The 24377-nt window shown below is 60.6% G+C and carries 15 protein-coding genes and 1 tRNA gene; 11 read left to right on the plus strand and 5 right to left on the minus strand.

Features of this window, described 5'->3' with window-relative positions; all coding sequences use genetic code 11:
• The first annotated feature begins 839 nt into the window (after positions 1–839).
• Positions 840–1121 carry a hypothetical protein gene (locus ISP15_RS12785; protein WP_404547911.1) on the plus strand — a complete coding sequence of 94 codons (282 nt, stop codon included), beginning with the start codon at positions 840–842 and terminating at the stop codon, positions 1119–1121.
• Between the two features lie 203 nt (positions 1122–1324).
• Here ISP15_RS12785 and ISP15_RS12790 read toward each other — a convergent pair whose 3' ends face one another.
• From ISP15_RS12790 to ISP15_RS12800, 3 genes are all read right to left on the minus strand, one after another.
• A complete protein-coding gene (locus ISP15_RS12790; protein WP_404547913.1) occupies positions 1325–9748 on the minus strand; it encodes an autotransporter-associated beta strand repeat-containing protein in 8424 nt (2807 codons plus the stop codon).
• Between the two features lie 134 nt (positions 9749–9882).
• Positions 9883–10056, minus strand: coding sequence for a hypothetical protein (locus ISP15_RS12795; protein WP_404547914.1), 174 nt, complete (start codon positions 10054–10056; stop codon positions 9883–9885).
• Between the two features lie 696 nt (positions 10057–10752).
• Positions 10753–11094, minus strand: a complete 342-nt coding sequence (locus tag ISP15_RS12800; protein WP_404547915.1) for an RcnB family protein — start codon at positions 11092–11094, stop codon at positions 10753–10755.
• A 1177-nt stretch (positions 11095–12271) separates the two neighbouring features.
• Here ISP15_RS12800 and ISP15_RS12805 point away from each other — a divergent pair.
• The 4 genes from ISP15_RS12805 to ISP15_RS12820 all read left to right on the plus strand — a co-directional run bounded on the left by ISP15_RS12805 (position 12272) and on the right by ISP15_RS12820 (position 17977).
• The gene (locus tag ISP15_RS12805) at positions 12272–12748 is read left to right on the plus strand and encodes a hypothetical protein (RefSeq protein ID WP_404547916.1); all 477 of its coding nucleotides are present in this window, start codon (positions 12272–12274) and stop codon (positions 12746–12748) included.
• 74 nt (positions 12749–12822) lie between these two features.
• Entirely contained in the window at positions 12823–13827 is a 1005-nt protein-coding gene (locus tag ISP15_RS12810; protein ID WP_404547917.1) for a hypothetical protein, read from the plus strand.
• A gap of 388 nt (positions 13828–14215) precedes the next feature.
• Positions 14216–17107 carry a ligand-binding sensor domain-containing diguanylate cyclase gene (locus ISP15_RS12815; protein WP_404547918.1) on the plus strand — a complete coding sequence of 964 codons (2892 nt, stop codon included), beginning with the start codon at positions 14216–14218 and terminating at the stop codon, positions 17105–17107.
• A gap of 294 nt (positions 17108–17401) precedes the next feature.
• On the plus strand, positions 17402–17977 hold the full coding sequence (locus tag ISP15_RS12820; RefSeq protein ID WP_404547980.1) for a glycine zipper 2TM domain-containing protein: 576 nt from the start codon (positions 17402–17404) through the stop codon (positions 17975–17977).
• A 281-nt stretch (positions 17978–18258) separates the two neighbouring features.
• On the opposite strand, the gene ISP15_RS12825 is transcribed toward ISP15_RS12820, so the two are convergent.
• Positions 18259–18333: transfer RNA gene (locus ISP15_RS12825), tRNA-Arg, on the minus strand.
• A gap of 27 nt (positions 18334–18360) precedes the next feature.
• On the opposite strand from ISP15_RS12825, the gene ISP15_RS12830 reads away from it, so the two are divergent.
• The gene (locus ISP15_RS12830) at positions 18361–18795 is read left to right on the plus strand and encodes a hypothetical protein (RefSeq protein WP_404547919.1); all 435 of its coding nucleotides are present in this window, start codon (positions 18361–18363) and stop codon (positions 18793–18795) included.
• On the plus strand, positions 18759–18923 hold the full coding sequence (locus ISP15_RS12835; protein WP_404547920.1) for a hypothetical protein: 165 nt from the start codon (positions 18759–18761) through the stop codon (positions 18921–18923). Before ISP15_RS12830 ends, ISP15_RS12835 begins: the two co-directional genes overlap by 37 nt.
• A 31-nt stretch (positions 18924–18954) precedes the next feature.
• On the opposite strand, the gene ISP15_RS12840 is transcribed toward ISP15_RS12835, so the two are convergent.
• Positions 18955–19539, minus strand: a complete 585-nt coding sequence (locus ISP15_RS12840; RefSeq protein ID WP_404547921.1) for a sulfotransferase family 2 domain-containing protein — start codon at positions 19537–19539, stop codon at positions 18955–18957.
• 726 nt (positions 19540–20265) lie between these two features.
• Between ISP15_RS12840 and ISP15_RS12845 the strand changes: the two genes are divergently transcribed.
• The 4 genes from ISP15_RS12845 (at position 20266) to ISP15_RS12860 (ending at position 24327) form a co-directional block, all read left to right on the plus strand.
• The gene (locus ISP15_RS12845) at positions 20266–22686 is read left to right on the plus strand and encodes a DUF6531 domain-containing protein (RefSeq protein WP_404547923.1); all 2421 of its coding nucleotides are present in this window, start codon (positions 20266–20268) and stop codon (positions 22684–22686) included.
• Between the two features lie 31 nt (positions 22687–22717).
• Positions 22718–23113 carry a hypothetical protein gene (locus ISP15_RS12850; protein ID WP_404547924.1) on the plus strand — a complete coding sequence of 132 codons (396 nt, stop codon included), beginning with the start codon at positions 22718–22720 and terminating at the stop codon, positions 23111–23113.
• A 99-nt stretch (positions 23114–23212) separates the two neighbouring features.
• Positions 23213–23800: a 2OG-Fe(II) oxygenase gene (locus ISP15_RS12855; protein ID WP_404547925.1), complete on the plus strand. Its 588-nt coding sequence runs from the start codon at positions 23213–23215 to the stop codon at positions 23798–23800.
• Positions 23801–23808: 8 nt separating this feature from the next.
• Complete coding sequence (locus tag ISP15_RS12860; protein ID WP_404547927.1) at positions 23809–24327, plus strand: DUF6817 domain-containing protein; 519 nt, start codon at positions 23809–23811, stop codon at positions 24325–24327.
• Positions 24328–24377: the final 50 nt, after the last annotated feature.

Here is a 24377-nt window from a genome sequence, read left to right on the forward strand (position 1 = left end):
GCGCGATCGACTCGACCGCCGCCCACAACGATGGGTATTCACCACGGTGCTCCTGCACCATCCGCACCGCACGCTCGCGGACTTCCGGGGAAAACTGTTTTAACTTTGTCATGGCTCCATTCTCTCAAGAGTTGGAGCCTCCGCGAATCCCGGGGCGGTTCATGATCAGCTCTTTGGGCTAAACAGGAAAAGACGTCAGCCTTGAACGATCGAAGAGGAGGAAACCGTAAACCCACCTGCGATAACCTACCCTAATCGCGATAATTCCCCTTCCCTCCTTCGACCTTTCCGCACGATCATGACAAACCTGATTCCAAGCAGGGGATACGTGGGGGCATATTCGGGGGCATGAACCGAAACAGGACATCCTCAAATGGCTTAACCAAGCCATTTTAGAGCCATGATTCGACGCCTATTTCCGCACCAGATAGCAGTCAAGCAAGTCCAAAGAAGGCCAGAAATCCTTGCATTAGCAACGGTTCTGGCCTTTTTTCGTGTCGAGCCAAGCCCTATCTGGTCCATCGAGTCCGGATTAAGCAGGGATAGGTTTAGGGGTAGCTGATTCACCCATGGAGGGTATTACCTCCGTGGCACACCGTCTGATACTGCAATCCACAGATCTAAACCCACTGACAAGCCATAGAAACTTGCCAATGGTGGCGGTTCGTATCTCTTGCTCAACTCAAACGGCTCAAAGTGTGGCGAATCACCTACCGTTTTGACGGCAAGGAAAGGCTGCTGTCGCTAGACGTAGGCGGTGTGGTTGAGGTTTTTCTATTCCGAGTTAACCGTCTACTTTCACGATTTCCGATGGTGAGGCCATAGGCGAATGGCCATGGGTGATCGTCGGCAACCTTCCTTCCGTCTATCTCGTCACCGACGAAGCAGATAGTCCACGGGACGCCTTAATGGCTTACTGCGATGAGATGCGCGAACGGGTGCACACTGTTCTATCCAAGGGCGATCTTCGCGATGTTTATCCGGTGGGCGCACAGCCGACGGAAAAAAATGCTTCGCTGCTGTCCAAGCCAATTGCTTTTCCTGAAAGCGAAATAATTTCCATGGCCGCGAAGCGGCCACCAAAGACGAAGCCCCCTAACCATCGCCGGCCATCGCCATAGAGTCATGCGTAGCTGAAAGGCGCAAGTGACCACATTTTTTCTCAATGTGGTGCAGCCACCGTTCTGCCGCGATTACGGCAGAACGGTGTTGTGATGCAGTAACGAGGTAGCCCGCACCGGTGCGCCTGTGGACACACCGGCCCGCCGCGTTCATTCCATCGGACGGGCTGTTGATTCCAGCACAGACTTGATTTGACTCTCAGTCAGAACTGGACATTGAGCGACATGCGTGCGCCCTCGTCCTTCATGTCGCGGGCGAATTGTCCGTGATAGCTCGCATCCACGCTCACGTTCTTGCCGAGTGCGAAGCGCATGCCGAAATCGACGAGACCCGCGTTCCTGGAAACAGGCAGGCCGGCAACGCTGAAGCTGTCGGTGCCGCCGCTTGCAAACGACTGGGTGTCGATCGATTCCAGGTCGCCCCACGCATGCTGATAACCGACATTGGCATGCAGCTGCAATCCAGGCGTGGGCGAGAACATGCCGCGCCATCCCAGCGTACCGTAGTTCACGCTGGTACCGTTGGCCTGCACATCGAGTGCCGAAGGGCCGCCCACCTCGTTGATCGAAGCCTGATGCATCCATACCCGGGCGAGATCGACGTATGGCGTAAGGCTGCTCTGCGAGAAGGTGAACTGGTAACCGCCATCGGCATAGGCCTGGGTCACGCCATTGGCGTAGCTGGCGTCATCGGTGCCACTGACACCGGCGAGATCGATCTGGCGATGGCTGTGTGTCTGATACCAGCTATGGGCCACGCCACCCTGGAATTGCCACGCATCCACGTTGTAGCCGGTATACAGGCCAAACACCGTATCGGTGCTGTGCGCATCGGCCGCCCCGTAGGTGCTGTTATTGGAGAGCTCGCCGGTACCGGCAACAGCGCCCAGACGCCATGCGTCGAGATTGCGATCGGCGCCCACCAGCAAGCCGCTGCCAGTATCGCTCATACGCGCGGCATTGCCATCGCTGTCGTGATCTCCGCCGTGGCCCCATGCGCTGGTCCATATGCTGCCGTCATTGTCGCTTTGCGACACGTCCCCACTGCCCTGCACACCTTGCAGATGGCTGTTGATGGCATCGCGCACAAAGCGGCTGTCATCGACGATCGCGGTGCGCGTGCTGGCAAGATTGTCGCCCGACAATTCGGTGAACGCATTGCGTGCCGGCGCGACAGCCATCGGCAGGATGGCGTCGAACACGTTGTTGCCGAAGGCCAGTGCTTCGACGCCGGCGGCCGTGTGGATCTGGTTGGGCGTAACACCGACGACCGGGAAGCCCGTGGTGTTACGCATCAGCGTCAGGTAGGCGTTGTTCGAGTCGTAACTGAGCGTAGGCGTGAGGAAGGCGAAGTTGGAACTGACCGCACCGAAACCGCCGCTCACGCCGCCACCTGTCGTGAGGATGGTGTAATGGGTGTACGGCTTCCAATTATTACCTGCCGCAATGGTGACGACTGATCCGCCGCCCAGCATTGCCGTCCCGGTGGCCTTGATCAGATCGCTGCTGCCAGTGTCGGTGGCATTCACCTGGTACTGCGAACCCGATGCCATGGTCACATTGCCATTGACGGTCAAGGTGCCGACGCTGTTGTTGCCTGGAGCTATCGTTGCGCCGCTTGCAACTTCCAGACCGCCCATGCTGCCGTTGCCGATCAGGGTCGCACCATTCGCCACGCTGACGGTACTGGCAAGATGGCCTTCGACGTCAAGCGTGCCGCCCGCGACATTCGTGGCGCCGGTGTAGGTATCCATGCCGGTCAGTACCAGTGTGCCGGTGCCGGTTTTGACCAGATCGCCAGCTTGCGTGCCTTCGCTGATGCCGCCGCTGAGCGTATCGGTCTGGCCGGCACCCGTATTGATGGTTGGATCGCCGGAAAGCGTGATCGTATTGGCGAGCGTGAAGCTTGCATCGAGGTTCAGCGTCGTACCTGCCGCCATCGCCAGCGTGCCGCTACCGATCACCGCGTTGCTGCCCACATCCAAGGCACCGCCGTTGAGTTCGGTGCCACCGCTGTAGCTGTTAGCGGCGGTAAGTGTCAGGCTGCCGCTGCCGGCTTGCATCACGCTGCCGCTACCGCTGACCAGTCCTCCAAAGACGACATTATCCGAACGATCGAATGCGAGGGTGCCGTTGTTGGCGACATTGCCAGCGATCGAACCAGCGGTACCGCCATTGCCCACTTGCAAGGTACCCTTGTTGATCGTGGTGCCACCGGTGTAGGTGTTGGCGCCCATGAACACTGTCGTGCCGGCTCCGGACTGCGCCACGCTACCTTTACCACTGATCGATCCGCCGAAATTCACCACATCCGAGCGATCGAATACGAGCTTGCCGCTGTCGAGAACATTGCCGGCGATCGAGCCGGCCGCACCACCGTCGCCGACTTGCAACATGCCGGCGCTGATGGTCGTACCACCGGTATAGGTGTTGCTGCCGGCGAGGATTTCCGTACCGCTGGCGATGACCAAGCCGCCGCTGCCGGCAATCCCGCCGCTGAAAGTATCGGCGGCATTAGTCAGCGTCAGCGTGCGGGCACCCAGTGCCACAGTGCCATTGCCGGACAAGCTGCTGACCGACGCCCCACTGTTGGTGGCGCTGATATCGAACGTACCGTTATCGTTCACCGCTGCACTGCTCGCGATGCTGCCGCCGCCACTTAAGGCCAGTGTGCCGCCGCTGATGGTGGTGCCACCGGTATAGGTGTTGCTGCCGGCGAGGATTTCCGTGCCGCTGGCGATGGCCAAGCCGCCGCTGCCGGCAATCACGCCGCTGAAGGTATCGGCAGAGTTGGTCAGCGTCAGCGTCTGGGTGCCCAACACCACGTTGCCATGGCCGGACAAGCTGTTGATCGATGCACCGTTGCTGGTGCTGCTGATATCGAGCGTGCCGCTGTCGCTCACGCTGCTGCTATTCCCGATGCTACCGCCGCTGCCCAGGGCGAGTGTGCCGCTACTGATAGTGGTAGCGCCGGCATAGGTGTTGCTGCCGGTGAGGATTTCCGTACCGCCAGCGATGGTCAATCCGCCATTGCCGGCGATCACGCCGCTGAAGGTATCGGCGGCGCTGGTCAGCGTCAGCGTCTGCGCACCCAACTGTACGCTGCCATTGCCAGACAAACGGTTGATCGACGCACCGTTGCTGGCGTTGCTGATATCAAACGTGCCGCTGTCGCTTACGCCGCTGCTGCTTGCGATGCTGCCCGCGCCGCTCAGCGCCAAGGTGCCGTTGCTGATCGTGGTGGCGCCGGTGAAGGTGTTGGCGGCGGTCAGCGTGAGCGTACCGCCACCGATCTGCGCGACGCTGCCGCTGCCGCTGATGATGCCGGTGAAGCTCGTGCTGTCGGAACGATCGAACATGAGCGCACCGCTGTTGGCAATATCGCCCACTATCGAACCGGTAGTGCCGCCGTTGCCGATTTGCAACGTGCCGCCACTGATCGTCGTACCACCGGTGTAGGTATTGTTGCCGGCGAGAATCAGCGTGCCGTAATCGGCTTTGGCCAGGCCGGCGGTGCCGGCCAACACGTTGTCGATCTCGGCCGAGTAGCTCGCGCCGTTGCTGCTGCCATCGCCGACGCGAATGATCGGCGCGGCGCCGGCGTTGTCTACCAGCGTTAGCGTATCGCCGGTCATCAGGTAACCGCCGCTGGCGAATTGCAGGCCTGTGGCGCTCACCGCGCCGGCACTGTTATCTACCGTCACAGTGCCGGGAGCGCCGCTGAAAATGGCTAAACCGGGCTGCGGTCCCATCGGCGCCGTGATGTCGCCGTTGGCGTCGGTCCAGGTCTGCGAAGTCACCGACCAGGTGCCGCTGCCGCCACCGGCCTGCGTCGAGGACGCCTGGCCGTTGGCATTCCAGAAGCTGAGCGTCAGCCCAGTGCTATCGACGAGGTTGATTTGCTTGTCGGCGGTCAGCGTCTGGATGCTCAGCGTATCGCCCGCGGGTATGGTACCGAGCGTGATGCCGCCGTTGCTTTCGCTCAACGTGCCGGCGTAATCGAAGATGCGATAGATGCCGGGGCCCATGCCGCCCGCATCATTGATGTTGAGCGTGACGCCGTTGAGGGTGAGATTGCCAGCGACACTGACGCTATCGCTGCTGCCCGCCAGGCCCAGCGGAGCACCCGGCGTGCCGACGTCCATGCTGTACGCACTACCCTGCTGCATCAGCAGGTCGCCACCGACATTCAGCGTGCCGATGCTGCCGCCCTGGTCGCCCGGTGCCAGCACGCCACCGTTCTCGATCGTTACGTTGCCGCTCAACGTGCCCTGGCCGCCCACGGTCGCGGTTACGTCGACATTGCCGCCCAGCGCACCATCCACCAGCAAGGTGCCACCGCTTACACTGGTGGCACCGGTAAAGGCACTGCTGTCAGCCGACAGGCTCAACGCGCCGGCGCCCGTCTTGCCCAGCGTGCCTGCGCCAGACAGCGCGCCGGCGAAGCTGCCATCAAAACCCTGGTTGAAGTTGAGCGCTGCATTGTCGACGATCGCGCCCTGCAGGCTATTGCTGTCGCCAATCAGCGTGCCGCCGTTGACGGTGGTGCCGCCGCTGTAGCTATTGGTGCCGCTGAGCGTGATCGCCGCCGCGCCGTTCACCGCCAGGCTGCCGCTGCCGCTGATCGCGTTGGCGAAGGTGCCATCCGTGGACTGCGACAACACCATCGCCGCGTTATCGGTGACGGCACCGCTGCCGAAACTGCCCGTGGTGCCGGTCAAGGTGCCGGCCGCGATCGTGGTGCCGCCGCCATAGGTGTTGGTATTGGACAAGGTGAGGTTGTCCGGACCCAGTTGCGCCACGCTGCCGCCGCCGCTGATCGCACCGGCAAACGTGGTGTCATCGGATCGATTGAAGGCCAGCACGCCGTTGTCGCTCACATCGGTGGCGATCGAGCCGCTGGCGCCGCCATTGCCCAATTGCAAGCTGCCGCCGCCGATGGTGGTGCTGCCGGTATAGCTGTTGTCGGCCGTAAAGATGGTCGTGCCCGCCAGCACCTCGACCGCACCGTTGCCGCTGATCGAGGGAGCGAAAACGTAACCGGCGTCGGTAAGATTGAATACCAACGAACCGCTGCCGTTGCCGAACGCAACACTGGCCGTGTCAAGTGTGCCCGACGCCACCGCCGCGCTACCCGCCGCGGCGCCGATATTGAGCGTGCCGGCCGCGTCCGGATCCGCGGCGATTACCACCAAGGGTGCGCTCACCATGCCGCCATTGGCGATCGTCAGCGTACCGGTACCGTCGTGGTTGCCCACGGCGATCTCGTCCGCCTCCGTAATGCTTGAGCCGCTGTCGCTCACGGTGATCGTGCCATGGGCGCCGGCCTGATCGGCAATCGACAAAAAGCCGTTGTCGACCACGCTGCCGCCGCCGGAAACGCTCAACGTTCCAGTACCGTATTTGCCGACATTGATGCTGCCAGTCGTGCTCAACGTCGCATCGCTGGCAATGGCCACCGTGCCGGTGTCGCCAGCGTTCTGGCCGATGTTGAATTCATTGGCGCTGGCGATCGCCGCGCCATGGCTTGCCGTCAGCGCGCCCGTGCCGTTATCGCCCACCATGAATGGCGTGGTGAGACTTGCCATGGTGGCGGTGACAGAGGTACCGGCGCCATCGGCAAGCAACATGCCATTGTCCACGACGGACGAACTGGCAACCGTGCCGCCACTGCTCACCGACAGCGTGCCGCCGTTAATGGTCGTGGCACCGCTGTAGGTATTGTTTCCGGTCAGCGTTTCGCTTCCCGCATTCAGCGCAAGGCCCCCGCTGCCGGTCATGGCACCGCTGAACGTGTTGGCTGCGTTCGACAGCGTCAGCGTTTTATTGCCGAGCGTAACGCTGCCGGAACCACTCAACGACATAATCGATGCGCCGCTGTTGGTGCCACTGATGCTGAAGGTGCCGTTGTCAGCCACATCGCTGGAGTCCGCAATGCTACCCGAGCCGCTCAATGCGAGCGTGCCGCCACTGATGGTCGTTGCGCCCGTGTAGGTGTTTGCACCGCTGAGCGTGGTGGCACCTGTGCCGATCTGCTTCAAGCCACCCATGCCGCCGATCACACCCGCGAAAGTCAGCGCACTGCTGTGGTCGAAGGCCAGCGTGCCATTGTCGGTGACGTTGCCGCCGATCGAACCGGTGGTACCGCCGCTGCCAAGCTGCAAGGTGCCGCCGTAGCCAATGCTTGTGCCACCGGTGTAAGTATCCGTACCTGTCAACGTCACGGTGCCGCTGCCGAGCAGTTCGAATGCGCCGCTGCCGCTGATCACGCCGGCGTAAGCGATACTGCTGCTGAGGTCGAAACCGAACGTGCCGTTATCCATGACTGTGGGGCTCGAACTGATCGAGCCCGCGACACCTCCATTACCGACCAGCAATGTGCCGGACTGGATCACCGTGCTGCCGGTGTAGTTGTCGGCACCGGTCAGATACAAAATGCTGCCGCCGCTTTCCTGGTAAAGCGACCCGCTGCCGCTGATGACGCCGCCCACGGTGGTCGCCGAGGGCTGTTGGAAAACCAGCTCGTCGTTGTTCGTGACATTGCCCAAGATCGATCCGGCGGCAACACCGTTACCCACCTGGAAGATCGTGCCTGCGCCAATCGTGGTACCGGACGCACCGCTCGTGGTGACCGTTCCCGTATCGACGATCGCGCCACCGGTATCGGTAAACGCCGCGGCGCCACCCAACACGGTTCCCGTGATCCGCAGGGCGCTACTGTCGACAAAGCTGAAATTGCCGCTCTCCGACACGATGGCGTTCGCAAGTATCGACACATTATTTGCTGCGTCATTGAGCACCGCGTTTGTTGCCGAAACAGTCAACGTGCCGGCAGTGATGGCGCCGCTTGACTGCGTCAGGTTTCCCTCAATGCTCAGGCCGGTGGAGCCGCCCGTCGTGGTGATGTTGCCCGCAAGGGTCAGGTTACCGGAGGTCGCAAGCGTGAAGTTGGTGGCGGTGAAATTGCCGAGCGTGGCAATCTGGTTCGACGCGCTGGTAAGGGTCGTGCTGCCCGTCGATGAGCCCGTCAGCATACCCAATTGAATAGTGGCCGAACCCGATTCGGTGATCACACCTTGCGAATTCAAGGCCAGGCTATTGTTCGCGCCGTTGACCTGATCGTTGAAAGTCAAGTTGCCTGATGCCGAGATCGCGCCACTGTCCACCACGATGTTATGCAAAAGCGTGTGACTGGCGTCCGTCGTTTGCAGCGTGCCGCCGTTGAGGGTGACCGTTCCCGTCGTCGCGCCAAGTGCGCTGTCTGACGAAATGGACAGGACGCCCGCGCTGATCGTCCAGGGTGTCACCAACGCGATGGTGCCGGTCAGCGTCCACGTACTGCTGCCGGACTTGAGGTAGCTGTCGAAGCCCGTAAATTGCGCACCGATTGCCGCTACACCGAAACTTGCACTGGTCGATCCGCCGAGCGAAAGCACGTTGCCGTTGCCTGGCGTGGAGACAACGTTGCCGTTGAAGCTATAGCCGCTGAGCAGTTCCAGCGTATTGTCGCTACCGGTGATCTCGACGGCATCGCTCGGGTTGGCGCCCGCCCCGTCCAGTCCGCCAGCGATGAGGCCGCTGGTGATGAGCAGGTTGTTGCTGCCTGATATACCGACGCCGACGCCGCCAGCGCCGGCATGGTCAGTACCCGCCCCGCCCGCGCCGCCGGTGATGACGCCGGAATTGATAATGGTGTTACCGCTTCCGCTGACACTTAGCCCGGCACCACCGGCGCCACCGTTCGCCACGGCATACTGTACGAAGCCGTTGGTGCCGCTCGCCGAGGTGGCCCCGCCGGCACCGCCGTTGCCGCCCGTGATAAGTCCTGAGTTGCCGATGGTATTGCCCGCGCCGCTGACACTGAGCCCCATGCCGCCGCCGCCGCCGGCACCAGGAATGTAGCCGCCGCCGCCGTTACCGCCATTGCCGCCGGCAATGGTCCCGGCATTGGTGAGCGAAGCGCTGCCGACCCCAAAGCTGACACCCGCGCCGCCGCCACCGCCGCCAGCGCCAAAACTGGTGGGCGTGCCATTGGAACCAAATTGTGCATAGCCCACGTTTCCGTTGCTGGCGCCGACACCGCCGCTGCCTCCGGTGACGGTAACTCCGGTATTAACAGTCAGGCTTCCGGTTGCTACCAAGGCCGGCGTTCCGCCGCCGCCGCCCGCGACCGCAGCCTCCGAGAAATAGCCCCCGCTTTCGCCGCCGCCACCGTAGACACCGCCGCCGCCGCCCGCACCGGTACCAAATGGATAGGGTGCGCCGCCGGCGCCGCCAAACGCACCTCCCGCGCCCGCACCGCCGGATGAGCCGCCCGCCCCGCTACCGGCAGCGCTTGGCGTAGCGCCTGCGCCGTTCGCGCCCGTGCCGCCGTTGGAAGCGGTTGTTCCCGCGCACGAAGCGGCCAGGGTTCCGGTGGTGGGCGTACAGGTCTGCGCCAAGGCGGGCAACACGAATGTACTCAGTGCAAGCCCCAGCGCGATCACCAAGGCTCGCGCCTTCAGTTCCGTGCGGGGTAACGCATCGACCTGGCCGATCGTGGCGCCACCGGATGACGTCGCCAGTTCAGACACGACTTGCGGGATGCAAAGCGTGCGATTGAAAACGATGCGATAGATGCGGTTCATGGCGATGGCCCCCTGTGGCCGGCAATAACTGGTTATTGGTATGAGTTCGCCGCCTCACCGGCTTTTTTTCGGGCGCTACGTGGCCGACCGAAAAATTTTGTAGCCGATCCGGACGATGCGCACCCGACGCGGATTCAGCGCCGGGTTGTGCTAGAAACGGCGGTTTCGAAGCGGTGAAAGAGATCTGGCAGCAGCCGGTCGGCGCCCACGGCGATCTTCTTGCGCAAGGCATGCAGGCTCGGCGTACTGGCACGCAGGCGGGACGCATCAGCCTGGTAGCCAAGGCTGCCGACAGGCCGACCCGCCATAGACGGCCGCCTCGCGTAAAAGCGCGGCTCCGGCTCAGTTCCGCCAAAAGCGCATGTAGAGCCGGGCCTTGGCAGGCCCGAATTGAAATGAAACTGCCGATCCATCGCCAACCCCATAGCTAGCACCAAGACGGACCCAGCCTCATCAGGACGCATCAAATATGCGAACTGCTTATCAGTCTTGGCCCTTTGATTGATGATAGGGGCTGGCATGCCCGAGGCGACATGTCTGTGCGTCTCATGCTTGAGACGTCAGTGGAGCGCGAGAACACTCGCCTTTGGACGTTCTTGTGAGCGGCATGCTCGTGGCCGAGTTGGGTCACCAGGGAATGGCAGCAAACCGTTTCGCGTTGACAGCACCCGGCAAATATCGACGAGCATGGAATGCGGCTACGCCACGGCATTGATCCGGATTGATCAAGCGGCCACCACGAAAGTCGCCGGCGCGGAGGCAGTTGGCACACGCCGAATACAACTAGGGCGAGAACTGCCTGCAACCGTCCCAGTATCTCGCCGAGCGCAAAAATGACGGTGCGTGCATGGGCGGGTCATCTGGACGGCTGGCGAACCGGCGGGCCATGGGTGAGCTCAAGAGCCAGTCCGGGCGATGAACAATCGCCCTCGACACGAGGGCGATTTCGTTCAAGCAGCACTACGAAGGAGCCACGTTGCGGAGGCTCCACGACGTAGCAAGGCTCACTGCCCGGAAAGAATCTCGCTGATCACGCCAGTCGTGATCGCCACCAAGACGAAGTTTCCGCTGTCATCGCGTACCCAGTGGTAGCCTCTGGGCGGCTGGCGCAAATGGTTGGCGCTGTAGTTGCTAACGACGCGATCGTTTCCGCGAAATTGTGAGGGCAATTTATCGCCCTTGCCGAATTGCTGCGATTTACCGCCTTGTTTAAATGAACCGTGTGCAACGCTGGCATGACTGGATGCGTGGGCATCATCATGCCGCGAGGGCGCTTGCTGCGCGTGGATTGCGAGCGAACCAATGCCGACGGCAAAACCAAGGGCAACTGCGAGATGTCGCTTCATAGATAGGTCTCCTATTGCGAAGTCCAACGGTAATGAACCGCGAAGTTAGCTGATTTGTTTCCAGCCCGTCTCGTTTATCACAGTTGACTTCCACATCATGTGTTGGCACGTTCACAGCTTCCACACCCATTCGAGGGTCAGGTCCGTCGGACTGAATTGACCATGGCGCGTGTGCGTTGCGGCATGCACGTTTCCACAATGGGCATGCAAGGCAGCCTCCGGGCTGGCCGGCTTCCAAAGTCGCCGTTTCGCCAACTCTGTACGTTCGCCACCGCGCTGAAGTTGACTCACGATCCAAGCATGGACAGGTTGCGAAAGATCGGACGTCAGAATGACGCCGTTGCGGGCCGCTTCCATCTCATCTCTGGGCGCATCACATGCAGCTGTTGCCGGCACCATTCCGGTGAAGCTGCAACCGCCATGCAAGGGGCGCGATCCATGCCGGCTTGCTCTCGCCAATGTCGACCCCTAACCAACCAGGCTTGTTCAGGCCTCCCGGCCAAAGTCCACGCTCGATGCGTTATCGCTCAAGTGAATGGAAAAACTTAATCCGTCACCACGCACCTGTTTCAATTTTATTACGCGCAACACTCCATTACCGCACCATTTTATTATGCAAGCCATTTATTACCTGTCCCACTTAATACCATCCTCGATCATTAACCAGCCCGTCCCTCTTATCGATTAATTTTCAGGCGAAAAATTTATCAGAAATATCTACAAATCATGGCATATGTTAAATCATATTTTCCCATCAACTATTTAATCGCATTATTAAAACGAGTCTTCATTCCATCCAGGCATTCACAGCGCGAAGACGGGGGCTTTATTCGGCCCTCCCTACGATCCGGCGCAGCAAACGGCGCACCTGCCGCACCGGTGCTTCGCTCAATCAGGGTATTTCCGGCAAGGAATGATCATGAGCCGCAGGCGTTCAAGCCGACTCATTGCACGCACGTTGACGATCGGATCGTCCGGCCTGGCTGGCGATATTCGATCCGCCAGTCATTCCATGGCGATCCTGCCAGCGATCAAAGCCGATTCGGCCTGGAATGCTCGAAAAGCATAGTTTGGATTTTTGCGGCAAATATCTTCCGGCAACAATCACATTGCTAGCGGTGATGGAAGGGCGCTGCTGGCGATGACTTTCGTCTCTTCCACATGAGAGGGAAACGTCATGCAGATCATGTTGCGGAAAAGCCTCATAGCGTTGGCGTTGTGTAGCGCGGCGGGTGCCATGGCCGTTCCACTTCAAGCCCAGGAGATCAATTTCGGCGACTTGCCCGGCGGCACCGATTGCTCTACGACAGACGTCAACAGCAACGGCACGGTAATTGGCGAGTGCATAAGCAGCAGCGATACCGGTGAGCTTAGCGAAGCGATTTATGTACTTCCCGGCCAGAGCGCCCCTATCCCCTTACCGGTGCTTGCGGACGGCAAACTGTGCAATGCCGGATCGATTGGCGACGACGGCACCATCAGCGGCGATTGCGACGACGCCGACGATGTGGATCAAGCCGTGGCCTGGACCGCCGATTCAAGCGGCAACTACACCGCCGCGCCATCCGTATTGCTTCCTTTCCAGGGGGCGATAATGCACCTGCCGACGACAGCGATTCGGCAGGCAAAGTCAATGCTCAGGGCATCGTCATAGGAACCAGTACCAGCAGCGACGGACATGATGAAGCCGTGCTTTGGGCAAGCGGCACTACCAGCCCTGACCTATTGTTGAATCCCGCCGTTACTGATAACGAGTCGGTGGTAGGTTGCGAACCATTGGCAATCGACAACGCCGCCTCGCCCATCGTCGTGGGGTTTTGCACCATTCAAAAAAATGGCAAAACCCGTAACCAGGCCATGCGCTGGACGAGTTCAGGCGGAACGTATACGGCCACCGCGCTGGATGACCTGGCCGGACACGAATGCGCCGCGGTGAGCGTCAACGTCAATGGCGATGCCGTGGGCACCTGCGCCGACGCCGACGGTGATCCAAGAGCCGTGTATTGGGCGGGAAGCGGCACATCCGTGGAGAAGCTCGACGCCAAGCAAGGCATCGGTATTGAAATCAACGATTCGGGGAATTTGGTTATCGACAAGCTGACCGATGAGGGATATTCGCGCGTTTTCACAGGCACGGTGGACAACCTGCCGCTCAAGGACATTGGCGTGCCCGACGGCGGCTATAACTGCTCGGCCGTGGGCGAAGACGAAAGTGGCGACATCGCCGCCAATTGCGATGGCCAGCCCGGCGTATCCAAGGGTTATTTCTACGGGGCCAAGCTAAAACAACTTATTGATACCAGCGATAGTGTCACCAGCAACATCACCGGCATGGCATCGGGCAAGCCGGGCTCCGTCGGTGACATCATAGGAAACCTGTTCAACTCATCCGGACATCCGCAGGGTTTCGAATACGATCCAGCAGACGACGAAGACGTGAGGTTGTCAGCACCGAAATCGTCGCCACGCGCGGCATCGGCGCAAGCCACCTCCGTCCCGTCGGCGGTCAAACCCAACTATGGCGCCAGTTGCGGTTCTTATGGCTGTGGCGGCGGCGGATATGGCGGCGGCTACAAGCCCTCTTCGCTGCCTCTTTCCTGGTTTCTGAATGGAGCGAAGCAAAGTAGCAGTAACGGCAGCAGTTTCGCCTTTTATCAAAGCAAGGGACAATGCAAGGCCAAATCAAAAACGGTTAATGGCGTGACTGGCGTCATCTATGAGTGCACCGCGTAAATGCCGTAGGCGGCGAGGCTGGCGGGTTGGTTTCTCCGCGCCCAATACCGTCGATTGCACGCATTGAGCCGGGAGGACCAACGCGCCTCCCGGCTTTTTTGCAGATCGCACCGAGCCTGGTAGAGGCCCGGATACTGGAGCGGGTCCCGGACTGAGGAATACCCGCTCTGCAGGCAGTGACGGATATCGCGGCCCGCTGCCCTCGACGGGCAGCACCCGGACCTTTGCCATCCGCCAACCTTCGTCCGGGCGCTAACCTGCGCTATCGTTGGCACGGACCTGCGCGGCGCACGCGGGTCAGCCATAGAGGGAGGCCCGGGCGCGGGCAGCCCGAAGCAACAGGGGACGGGCGTTGAAAGCAGGCATGGCAGGACCGGCGATTGGCTCCGTGCAGCAACGGCGCCCATTGCGTGGCATCGCGGTAGTCGCCGCCTGGATCGCCATGTTTTTTTGCTTGCCCAATCCCGCCCTCGGGCAGGCCATCAGCCTCGCTTCCTTCACCCAGGCACAGGGGCTTGGCAGCCTGGAAGACAACTGCCTGCTGCAGGATCGCCGCGGTTTCGTGTACGTCTGTACCGAGCATGGATTGTTTCGCTTCGATGGCCACGTGTTCCAGCGCATTGGCGCGGAAAGCGGCCTGCGCGGCAGTTTTATCAGCGCCCTGCACCAGGACGCCAAGGGCCGCATGTGGGTGGGCACCCGGACCGGCCTTTATGTGGGCGATGGTCAGCGCTTCGCGCCGGTCACGGCGCAGGGGCATGCCTTGCCGATCGATCCGGGCGCCACGCTCACCGATCTGGACGGCCGGCTCTATGCGGTAAGCCAGCATCGCCTGTGGACGATCGACGCGGCGGGCACGGAATGGCATGCACGCATCCGTTTCGACGCGGCGGCGGGCACGACGCCGGAGCTGGCGGACATTGCCAGCGTATTCGCCGACGGGCATGCGCTGTGGTTCGGCTGCGGCAAGTCGCTGTGCCAGTTGAGCGCCGGGCATTTGCATGTATGGGGTAAGCGCGAAGGTATTCCTCCAGACACCTGGACGTCCTACCTGCGCACCCGCGACGGCACGCAATGGGTCCGCAGCCCCTACTACATCCGCGCGCTAACTCCCGGTAACGCCACGTTCGCCAGCCATGACTTGCCGGGCGCGCGAGTGGTCACGGCCTACCTGGACATGATCGAGGACGACCAGGGCCGCCTGCTCACGCGCGCCAACGATGGCCTCGCCCGCTGGGACGGGCACGACTGGCGCATCATCGACGCAAGCAACGGCCTGCCCGATATCGGCATCGACGCACTGCTGTACGACCGCAACCACGTGTTGTGGATCGGCACCTACGGACGTGGCGTGCTGCAATGGCTGGGCTACGAACAGATCGAAAGCTGGCAGGCCAGGCAAGGGCTGGACAGCAGCCCCAGCTGGGCGATCGCGCGCGCCGACAACGGCACGCTGTGGACCGGTAACGAGCTGGGTGGCAGCGTGCTCGCGCCCGGCGCTTCGCGGCTGACGCCATGGCCGCTGCAAGCGCCGCCGTTGGCCCAGGAGACCATCGACCTGCACGCCCTGCCCGGCGGCGACATGCTGGCCGCCTACTACTCGGGCGAGTTGCTGCGCTATCGCTCCCGCCAAGGCACCACCGAAGAAGTTGCGCACGCGCCGGCCTATATCGGCCGCATGTTCGTCGATAGCCAGGGACGGGCATGGTTGTGCACCGCGCGCGGCCTGTATGTGTATGACGGCCATACCTTGAAGCGTGCCGGTGAAGGCGTCGTCCCCGACAATGTATTCAAGGACGCGAAAGAAGACGCGCAGGGCCGGCTGTGGTTCTCCGGCGAGGCCGGACTGTTCAGGCTCGACCATGGCCGGTGGCAACGCATCCGCGTCATCGGCGCGCCATCCAGCCAGGATTTCACGCATGTGGATGTGCTGCCCGACGGCGAACTCTACATCGCCGGCGATTTCGATGGCCTATGGCACGGCCATGTAAGCGGCGACGGTGTCTTGACGGTGCAACACACGGACGACAACCTCCTCGACAACACCCGCATCTATTTCATTCAGCACGACCGTCGCGGCTGGCTATGGATCGGCGGCACCGATGGCGTCGAACTTTTCAACGGCCAACGCTGGCGCCGCCTCACCGAAGACGATGGCCTGATCTGGGACGACATCGCCGAGAACGCCTTCTTCGAAGATAACGACGGCTCGGTTTGGATTGGCACCAGCAACGGCATTTCCCACCTGCTGCATCCAGCCTCGCTGGTATCGCCCGAACCGCTGGAAGTCGCCGTCACCGAACTCAGTCGCGGCGGCTCGATCCAGCCGCCGGCATCCGCTTATCGCTTCGACTACGCGCCCACGCAGCCACTGACCCTGCGCTTCGCCACCATGGGTGCACCGACCCGCCGGAACCTCCAATATCGCTATCGGCTGCAAGGCCTGGAGCGCAAGTGGGTGACGTCAGACCGGCCCCAGGTCGACTATCCGCCGCTTCCGCCCGGTGATTTTGTATTCGAGGTGGCAGCCTACGATCCGGATGACCGGCAGCTCTCGCCAGTGATGCAGTTGCCTCTGCGCGTCGTACCGCCATGGTGGCAACGCACGCCGGCGGTGCTGGGCGGGCTGCTGTTGTTTGCATGGGTCACCGTGCTGACCTGGCAGTTGCGCACCCGGCACCTGCGCGCCCGCGCACGCCAACTCGAACAGATGGTCGCGTTGCGCACGCGCGAGCTGGAAGTGGACAAGCAGGCACTGGAAGAAGCGCGTGCTGCATTGTGGAAACAGGCCACGCACGACGCACTGACCGGCTTGCCCAATCGCTCGCACGTACTGGAGATACTGTCCCTCGCCATCGCTGACGCCTTGACCCACAAGCGGCCGCTGGCCGTGGCGCTGATCGATTTCGACCACTTCAAGCGCATCAACGATCATTACGGCCACCTGGCCGGCGATGCCGTGCTGATCGAGGCTGCCACGCGGCTACGAAGTGCGCTGCCGGCTGGCGCCACGCTGGGGCGCTACGGTGGCGAGGAAATTCTGGCGGTTGTGCCTGGTGCGACTCCCGGCGATCCGGCGCCGTTCGAAACCCTGTGCCAGCACATTGCCGAAAGCCCGTTCGGCGGTGATGGTGCGCGCGTGAAAGTAACCTGTTCGATGGGCGTCGCCTGGCTGCGGCGGCAAGATCACGACAGCTTCGACCTGATCCGTCGCGCCGACGCCGCCCTGTACGAGGCCAAGACTGCCGGTCGCAACCGCATTGTGGTAACCGGTGCGTGAGCGCGGTTCTTGAGTACAGATGAGGGAGCGCCTCGCACGCTGCAAAAGCCCTCGAACACGACATCCTGCGCATAAAACAACGGACCGTGCCGGCCACCTGCGATATTTTTTCATGCCTGTCTTGGCCGCCGTTCAATCGCCTGCGCGCCTTGCGACCTGGCTCGAACATTGAATGGCTTGCGCAAGGCATCATGCGGATCCGGGGATCGCTCGCTTCGCGATTGCCAACGGACCGCAAGAATGAAAGCCTGCTCGCGCCGGCGACTGACAAGGGGATTGAAGAAAGTGAGCACAATGATTTTCAAGGCGCTCTGCGCAGCCGGCGTAACCGTTGCTGTCGCCGGCTTGACAGGCTGCAACCATGACGCCAATGCGGATCCTGCGCTGAATGACGCCGGATCATTGCAGGCCGCGCCCCATGCCGGTCCGCAATATGCGCAGGTGCTCAGCGTGACGCCCGTGCACGACACGGCGAATCGTCCCACGCAGGTATGCCAGGACGTGGTGGTGAACCGCACCGAGCCACCGAAGGACCAGCATCACCTGGCAGGCACCGCCATCGGCGCGGTGGCCGGCGGCCTGCTCGGCCACTTGGTCGGCCATGGCAAGGGCAATACGCTGGCGACGGTGGCCGGTGCCGTGGGCGGCGGCTATGCCGGCAACCGCATCGAAGCCGCGCACCAGCAAAACCGGGTTGTTTCAACCACCGAACGCGAATGCCAGACCGTGAACGACGCCACGGATCGTATCGTCGGCTACGACGTGCAGTACATCTATGACGGCGTAACGCGCACGACCCGCATGGATCACGATCCGGGCAACCGCGTGCAGGTGCAGGAAGGCGTCTCGGTGGTATCGGACGCGCGCTGAGCGGTTGGTCCTACGACGAACAGTCCGGTCGGAGTTGAACGCCGACCTGCGCGAAAGCGCTTCGCCCTTCAGCCTCAAGCAGTTAGACCGTCTGGCCTGCTGCTTGGGACGACGCTGCGGCCGATGGGATTGAAAGGTGGCGTCCCCGACACGATTCGAACGTGCGACCTGCTTCTTATGAGGCAAAATTTCTTTGCCTTAGCCCACCCCTAAGTTGCTGATAGAGCGAAGGATTTATTGGGGCAAATTCAACGGGGCAAAACTGATACTTTTACAAAACATGGCGCCCCCGACAGGACTCGAACCTGTAGCTCAGTCTTAGGAGGACCGCGCTTTATCCCTTAAGCGACGAGGGCAAACATGACGCTGAAGGATACAAAATCATGGCTAGAAAGGCTACCAAAGCCCAAAACATCGAAGAACGCCCCACTCACTATCGGGTGCGAATTTCGCGTAAGGACGTGAATGGTAACGTCCAAAAATTACGCGAAACGTTTTATTGGGGTGAGGGAAAAACGAAGCTCCAAGCTCTTGCCAAAGCTGAAGCGTTTGCACGTTCAGAAGTCGCAAGCCTGCTTGTGGACGGCAAGATCAGACGCGATGTTGAAACCAACTACACGTTAAGAGACCTCATCATTAGGTATCAGGAAGAAGGGCTTCCGCTCCTAAAAAATGGTGGCTGGTCTACATCGTCACACTTGAACGTCATCCTTTCTACCGTTGAGAAGGATGGAAAAGTCGTTGAATATTTTGGGGCGTTGCTCAGTAAAAAGGCTGAAAAATGCATCGTCGCCCCCATTTGCCCGCCATATTGCTGACGGGCTTTACGACCAGCGCGGTCGATCTGGAAGCCGGCACACATAGCCCCATTACCGTGCTGCGCAAGCCGTTGTCGGTCAAGGCATTGGCTGAGCGCATGGCGACGCCGCTTGATAAGCGCCGTTAGAACATCCCGGTTCGGCGAGACGCCAGCGCATTCAAAATGTATATCCGAATTTGCTGATGACGTGCGCGTCCATATTCGCCACGATCTCGATCGTGGCGTCTTTCAGGTAATAGTTCCGGTAATGCGACCGGGATGACTTGTTGATGTAGGGAGCCGGCATCTGCTTGCCCATTCGCAGCGCAATGTCGCGAAATGCCTGGTCATACTCTTCAAATTTGTAGGCCGCCGTAACGCCTTCGATCCAGAATGTCTGCGGTGTGCCGAACCAGTTCGAGCGCTTGCGCTTGGTCGCGTTCATGTTGATACAGACCCAGTCGTCGAAATCATAACGCCTGGCCATTTGATGCGAATCATTCATGCGCTGGAAGACGCCATATTCCACACTCCTATGGTATTCGTAGAGCGAAACAAGCCGGTCCCATGGATTGCGTACAAAGCCAAAAGAAAAGAAACGATCCCAGTCGTCCTGAAAGATGCACCGCCGGGCATTCACAGGGTCGAAATGCACCAGCTTGTGATGTGTGTCTTCTGCAAAGCCAAGGCCGACAACAATGGAGCGACCGGCGGTTTTAGGATTGTGGAAGAAAAGGGTCTTGGTGGCGTTATCAACGTACATGTCGTTATCCAGGGTAAGTGCCAGGCGTTTCCGGTGCCTGCGTAGCGTTGGACTTTAGGTGCTTCGGCGAAGCTACGCCAGATTGATCCGCGGCGATCGTCATTGCGATGGCTATAAAAAATAGTTGCCGCCTGATGAGTGGTTGTGCTGTCGCTCGTCATCCTGGGCCGCGGCGGACCCGCATTGAAATGACGAGCAAGAAATACACGTCCTTATCTCACTGGCGTTGACATTGTCTTCACGTTTTTTAATGTTGCCGATCCATTTATGACGGCACACATTGATTTTTTATGACTGATGAGACGAAAGAAAATAACGCGCGCTGGATTTGTAAGTCTTTATTGCATGAATGCATTTTTTTGCGATAAGCCATTGCCTCCACGCTTTACATTTCTTTTCATCAAGAGTGAGGACCCCGTTCATTGACACAAAACTGACGGCTCACTGTAAACGTTGCGAACATCATCCACTGCTGTCTTTTCATCGTCCAGGGAGGGATATGAAGCTGTGTTGATTGCCCGAAGGATTGGTTGAGCGTTTCTCCGCTTTTCTTCTTCCTAGTTTCCTCGTTGATTCACGCCAGGTTTGACCGCGTTGTGCCGATGGCACAACGCGCGGAGTGTGTTGTCTTGGTTACAGATTTGTCTCGTTGCAAATGCCATGCACCCAATTGCAGTTCGTGAATGCAAATCCCCCTGACGCCATTTTGAAAAAGGACAATGCGAGATGGTTACTCGTCGACAGACACTGAAGGTGATCGTTTCTTCGCTCTTCGTTCCGGCACTGGACATGGTGCCGTTTGGGAAAAGCCTGGCCGCGACCAGCGGCAACCGCATGACCGATCCGGCCTGCTCCAGTTGCGCGTCCAGCAAAGAGCTGACGCGGATCTTCGGCAACGTTCTGGATTCCGCCACGCTGCTCAAGCATGTTTCGCTGCCGCGAGCGATCGTGCCGCTTCAGCGCTCGTCACGTGCCGGTACGTCGGTGCAACTAGTGGAGTCATCCACGGGTAACCTGGTATTCGGCATCCCCGATGTCAGGCTCAGGGGCTATCCTTCGGTATCGCTCGTTCGCTACTACAACAGCGCTTCCAGTGCGGATACCGGGCTCGGCAAAGGCTGGTCGTTCAGTGTCGACGAGCGCATAACCGTAAGCGGCTCCGGTGCCACGGTATACACCGCGGCCGGCGACGTCGTGCAGCTTCAGGCGGGTGCCGGTCAGTCTGTCTATAGCGCCTCGGCACCGGGTCTGAGCAGCCACCGCAAACTTTCCCGCGTCGATGACAATACGTTCCGTGAGGAGCTGGTACCCGGCATTGCCAAGGTCTACAGCAAGATCGGCGACGCTTACCACCTTTCCGCCTTTGACTACGGCCAGGCCGGCTCTGTCGTGATCCAGCGCGATGCCAACGCGCGCCTCACAGCGGTGCTGAATGCCGCCGCGGGTTATCGCATCGATGTCATCTGGTCGGAAGATGACACGCCGCACATCACCGCACTGAAAGACAGTGCGGGACGTTCCGTCAACTTCAACTACGGCGGGTCTATGCTGTCGGGTGCGACGGATGTCACAGGAGCTGCTTGGCAGTATGGCTATCAGGGCGACCAGCTCGCCAGCGTGGTGGATCCGGCGGGCACCGAAGTGCTCGGCGTCGGCTATGCCGCAGGCAAGGTGTCGCAATCGAAGACCATCGCGGGCGCCACCAGCTACGCCTACTCGAGTGACGCCGCGGGTCATCCGATGCTGTTGGCGACCGATGGCAACGGCGTGACGTGGAGCTACTCGCACAATGCGAAGGGCCAGGTTACCGGGCTCACGTCCAGCCGGTCGGCGGCGGACTCGGTGTCGCTTGCCTATGATGACCAGGGCTTTCTCACCAGCACTGTCAGCGCGGCGGGTACCCATCAATACAAGTATGACGCTCAGGGTCGACTGGTCTACTCCGCGAAAGGGCGCAAGTGGAAACAGTGGCAATACTCGGATGCGGGCCTGCCGCAGGTCATCACCGATGCGGCCGGTCCCGTGTCGTTTGAATATGATGGCAACAGTGGCCTGATGTCTGCGACCAGCAGCCGGAAAGTTCGCACCTACACCTGCACGACCGTGAACGGACGGGTGGCTACCTTGCAGAACTTTCGTCGCTCCATCACCTTCAATCACAACAAGCAGGGCCTGCTGGCGTCCTTCGTCGACGCCAAGCATGGTGTCTCCCAGTTCCAGTACAACAACGCCGGCCACCTGCTGTCGGAATCCATGCCGGGCGGCTATTCGGCCTACGCCAATCGCAACGCGCGCGGCCAACTGGTCGACTGGTCCGATTCCAACGGTATGCAATTCACCTTCAAGCGCGATGCCCGCGGCGCTGTGCAGATGATCACCAACACCAAGGGTGAATGGGCGCGTGCGGAACGCGATGCGTCCGGGCGGATCGTGCAGTTGACGAACTGGCAGGGCCAGTCGCGCTCGTTCACCTACAACACGGCCGGTGACCTGGATACCTATACCGATGCCACGAATCGCCGCTATCAGGTCGAATACGATCCGGTCAGCGGCAAGGCGTTGAAGATGGTTTCGTTGTCAGGCGGTGCGGCTATCATCCGCGGGCCGGATGGCAGCGTGATGCTTGACCCGTCGGTACCGGCGGCCGATGCCGCGACCCCGCATGGCGTGGACGATGGGTGGCAGGATCCGTTGAACGGCGACGGCCTGTTTGGCGCATTCTCCGGCTACAGCCGCATGGCCGCGACCGAAATCGCCAGTTCGACCACCAGCAAGACGCCGGCCGCCCTCGCCATGATGATTGCAGCGGGCGCTTCCGACACTCGCGGTGACGACGACCGTGGTGACGATGACGATGACGACGACGACGACAGCGATCAGATCCCTCCGGCCTGCTCGGGCTGCCAGACCGCGTACACCAATGCCTGTAATGCGAGTTACCTGGATGCGGGCAACGCGGCGCAGGAGGCGGAGCTGGCGGCGGATCTGTTATGTGCTGCAACCATCGAGGCGCCGCCGGTACTGCTGGCTTGCGTTGCCGCGGCAGAAATTGCATACCAGGCCGGTGCGGGTACCGCGACCACCAATTTCAACAATTGTGTCTCGCTGGTTCCGCAGGACTGCTACTCGCAGTGCAGCGGTAGCTGATTGAAAAGGTCGTGAGACGGAGGCGACAGGTATGAAAAAGGCATCTTCCACCACTGAGGTTGTTTTCACTGCTGCAGCGTTTATCGCGTTGCTGGGGTTGATGATCTGGCATGCCTACGCCATGAAGCAGGTGCACCCGGGCTTTTGGACGGGTGCATTTGCTCTCACGGTGACCTGCCTAGTCCTGGCCTTCATCGGCAGGCTGGGCGTGGGCCTCTTGCGACAGCTCGGCAAGCGCGCTGCCTTGCGGAGCATCCTGATCATCATGATCGTCTTGCTAGTGCCTGGAATCCTCTCGACGCATCTGGTGAACCGCTGGGCGATACTGATTGCCGCCTGCGTTTTCGCGTTCTCCTATCCACTGGCCCTGTGGTACCAACGTGCGGAGCGGCCGGGAGAGAATGCGCGCCATAACGATGGGGCGTGAGCGTGATTGAACAATGGGTGCGGCGTCTATCGCAAAGGCGACGCCACACCAGCGTTCTCCGGAATTTTCTAACATTTGCCTGATAGGGATGCCAAAGCCATGTTGATCGATCGTGATGAAGTGCTGACCTACGATGATCTTGTTCCCGACTCTCTGCAGCAGTCACTGACCCATCTCATCCAGCAGCCGATCTGGCGATACGGCTGGCGGTCCAACAAGCGCCAGGATCGCTTTTGCTTCTGGCACGCCCACTTCGCCGGCGGCGATGGCAGCAGCCGGAAAAGTTGCGAAGAGGAGTTGCAGCAAAATCCCAGCGCAGGACCGGTGCAGGAACTGTGGAAATTTCTTTCCACCGGTTTGCTCAAGGGCCACGAACCGCTTCGGGTCTACGCCAACAGCCACACCTTTGGCGTGGAAGGCTACGTGCACACCGACAGCTCGGACGAGGAAAACTATTTCACCACGCTGTACTACGCGCATCCCGTGTGGCGGAAAAACTGGTCGGGAGAGACGCTGTTTTTCTCGCGCCACAACGACGAAATCATCCGCGCCGTATATCCGCGCCCAGGGCGCCTGGTCTGCTTCCATGGTGCCATTCCGCACATGGCGCACGCGCCAAGCCGGGAGTGTCCGGAACTGCGCGTGTCCGTCGTCATCAAGACACAGTTGAGCGCCGAATCCGCCTGAGGTGACGCATGGCCCTGGATCCTGACGATTTCCTCATCGCCATCGGTACGCGCGAAAAGTCGCACAGCGGCCGTACGCTCTATGAGCATTTGAGCGGCACCCGGGACCGCCTGCGCCAATGGGGCTGCGAGGAAGTTACCTGTCTGGCGGGCTTGTATCACAGCATCTACGGAACCAACGCCTTCCGGCGTGCCAGCGTGGATGCGGCAAATCGTGATCAGGTGAGGCAGGTCATCGGCGCGGAGGCCGAAAGGCTGGTCTACCTGTTTCATATCCTGGAACGCCCGATGGCCCTGGTGGAAAGCCTCGACACGTTCAGTTCCTTTAACCGAAAGACGGGCGAGGAAGTGGAGCTTGCGGAGGATGAGCTGACGAAGTTGATCGAAATAGAATCGGCCAACCTGCTCGATCAAAAGTCGGGGCGCCGGTTCTTCGAATATCTGCTGGATGCGGTGGAAGGGTCGCCGTGTGAGCCGCGTCCGGCGGTTTTGCGGGACATCCGCGATTACATGAACGTCTGCGCGTAGTCGGAGAGGAATGCATATGGGAATGGACAGTATCTGGCACTGGGCGATTC

The organism is Dyella jejuensis (genome assembly GCF_044904675.1).
Taxonomy (GTDB): Bacteria; Pseudomonadota; Gammaproteobacteria; order Xanthomonadales; family Rhodanobacteraceae; genus Dyella_B; species Dyella_B jejuensis.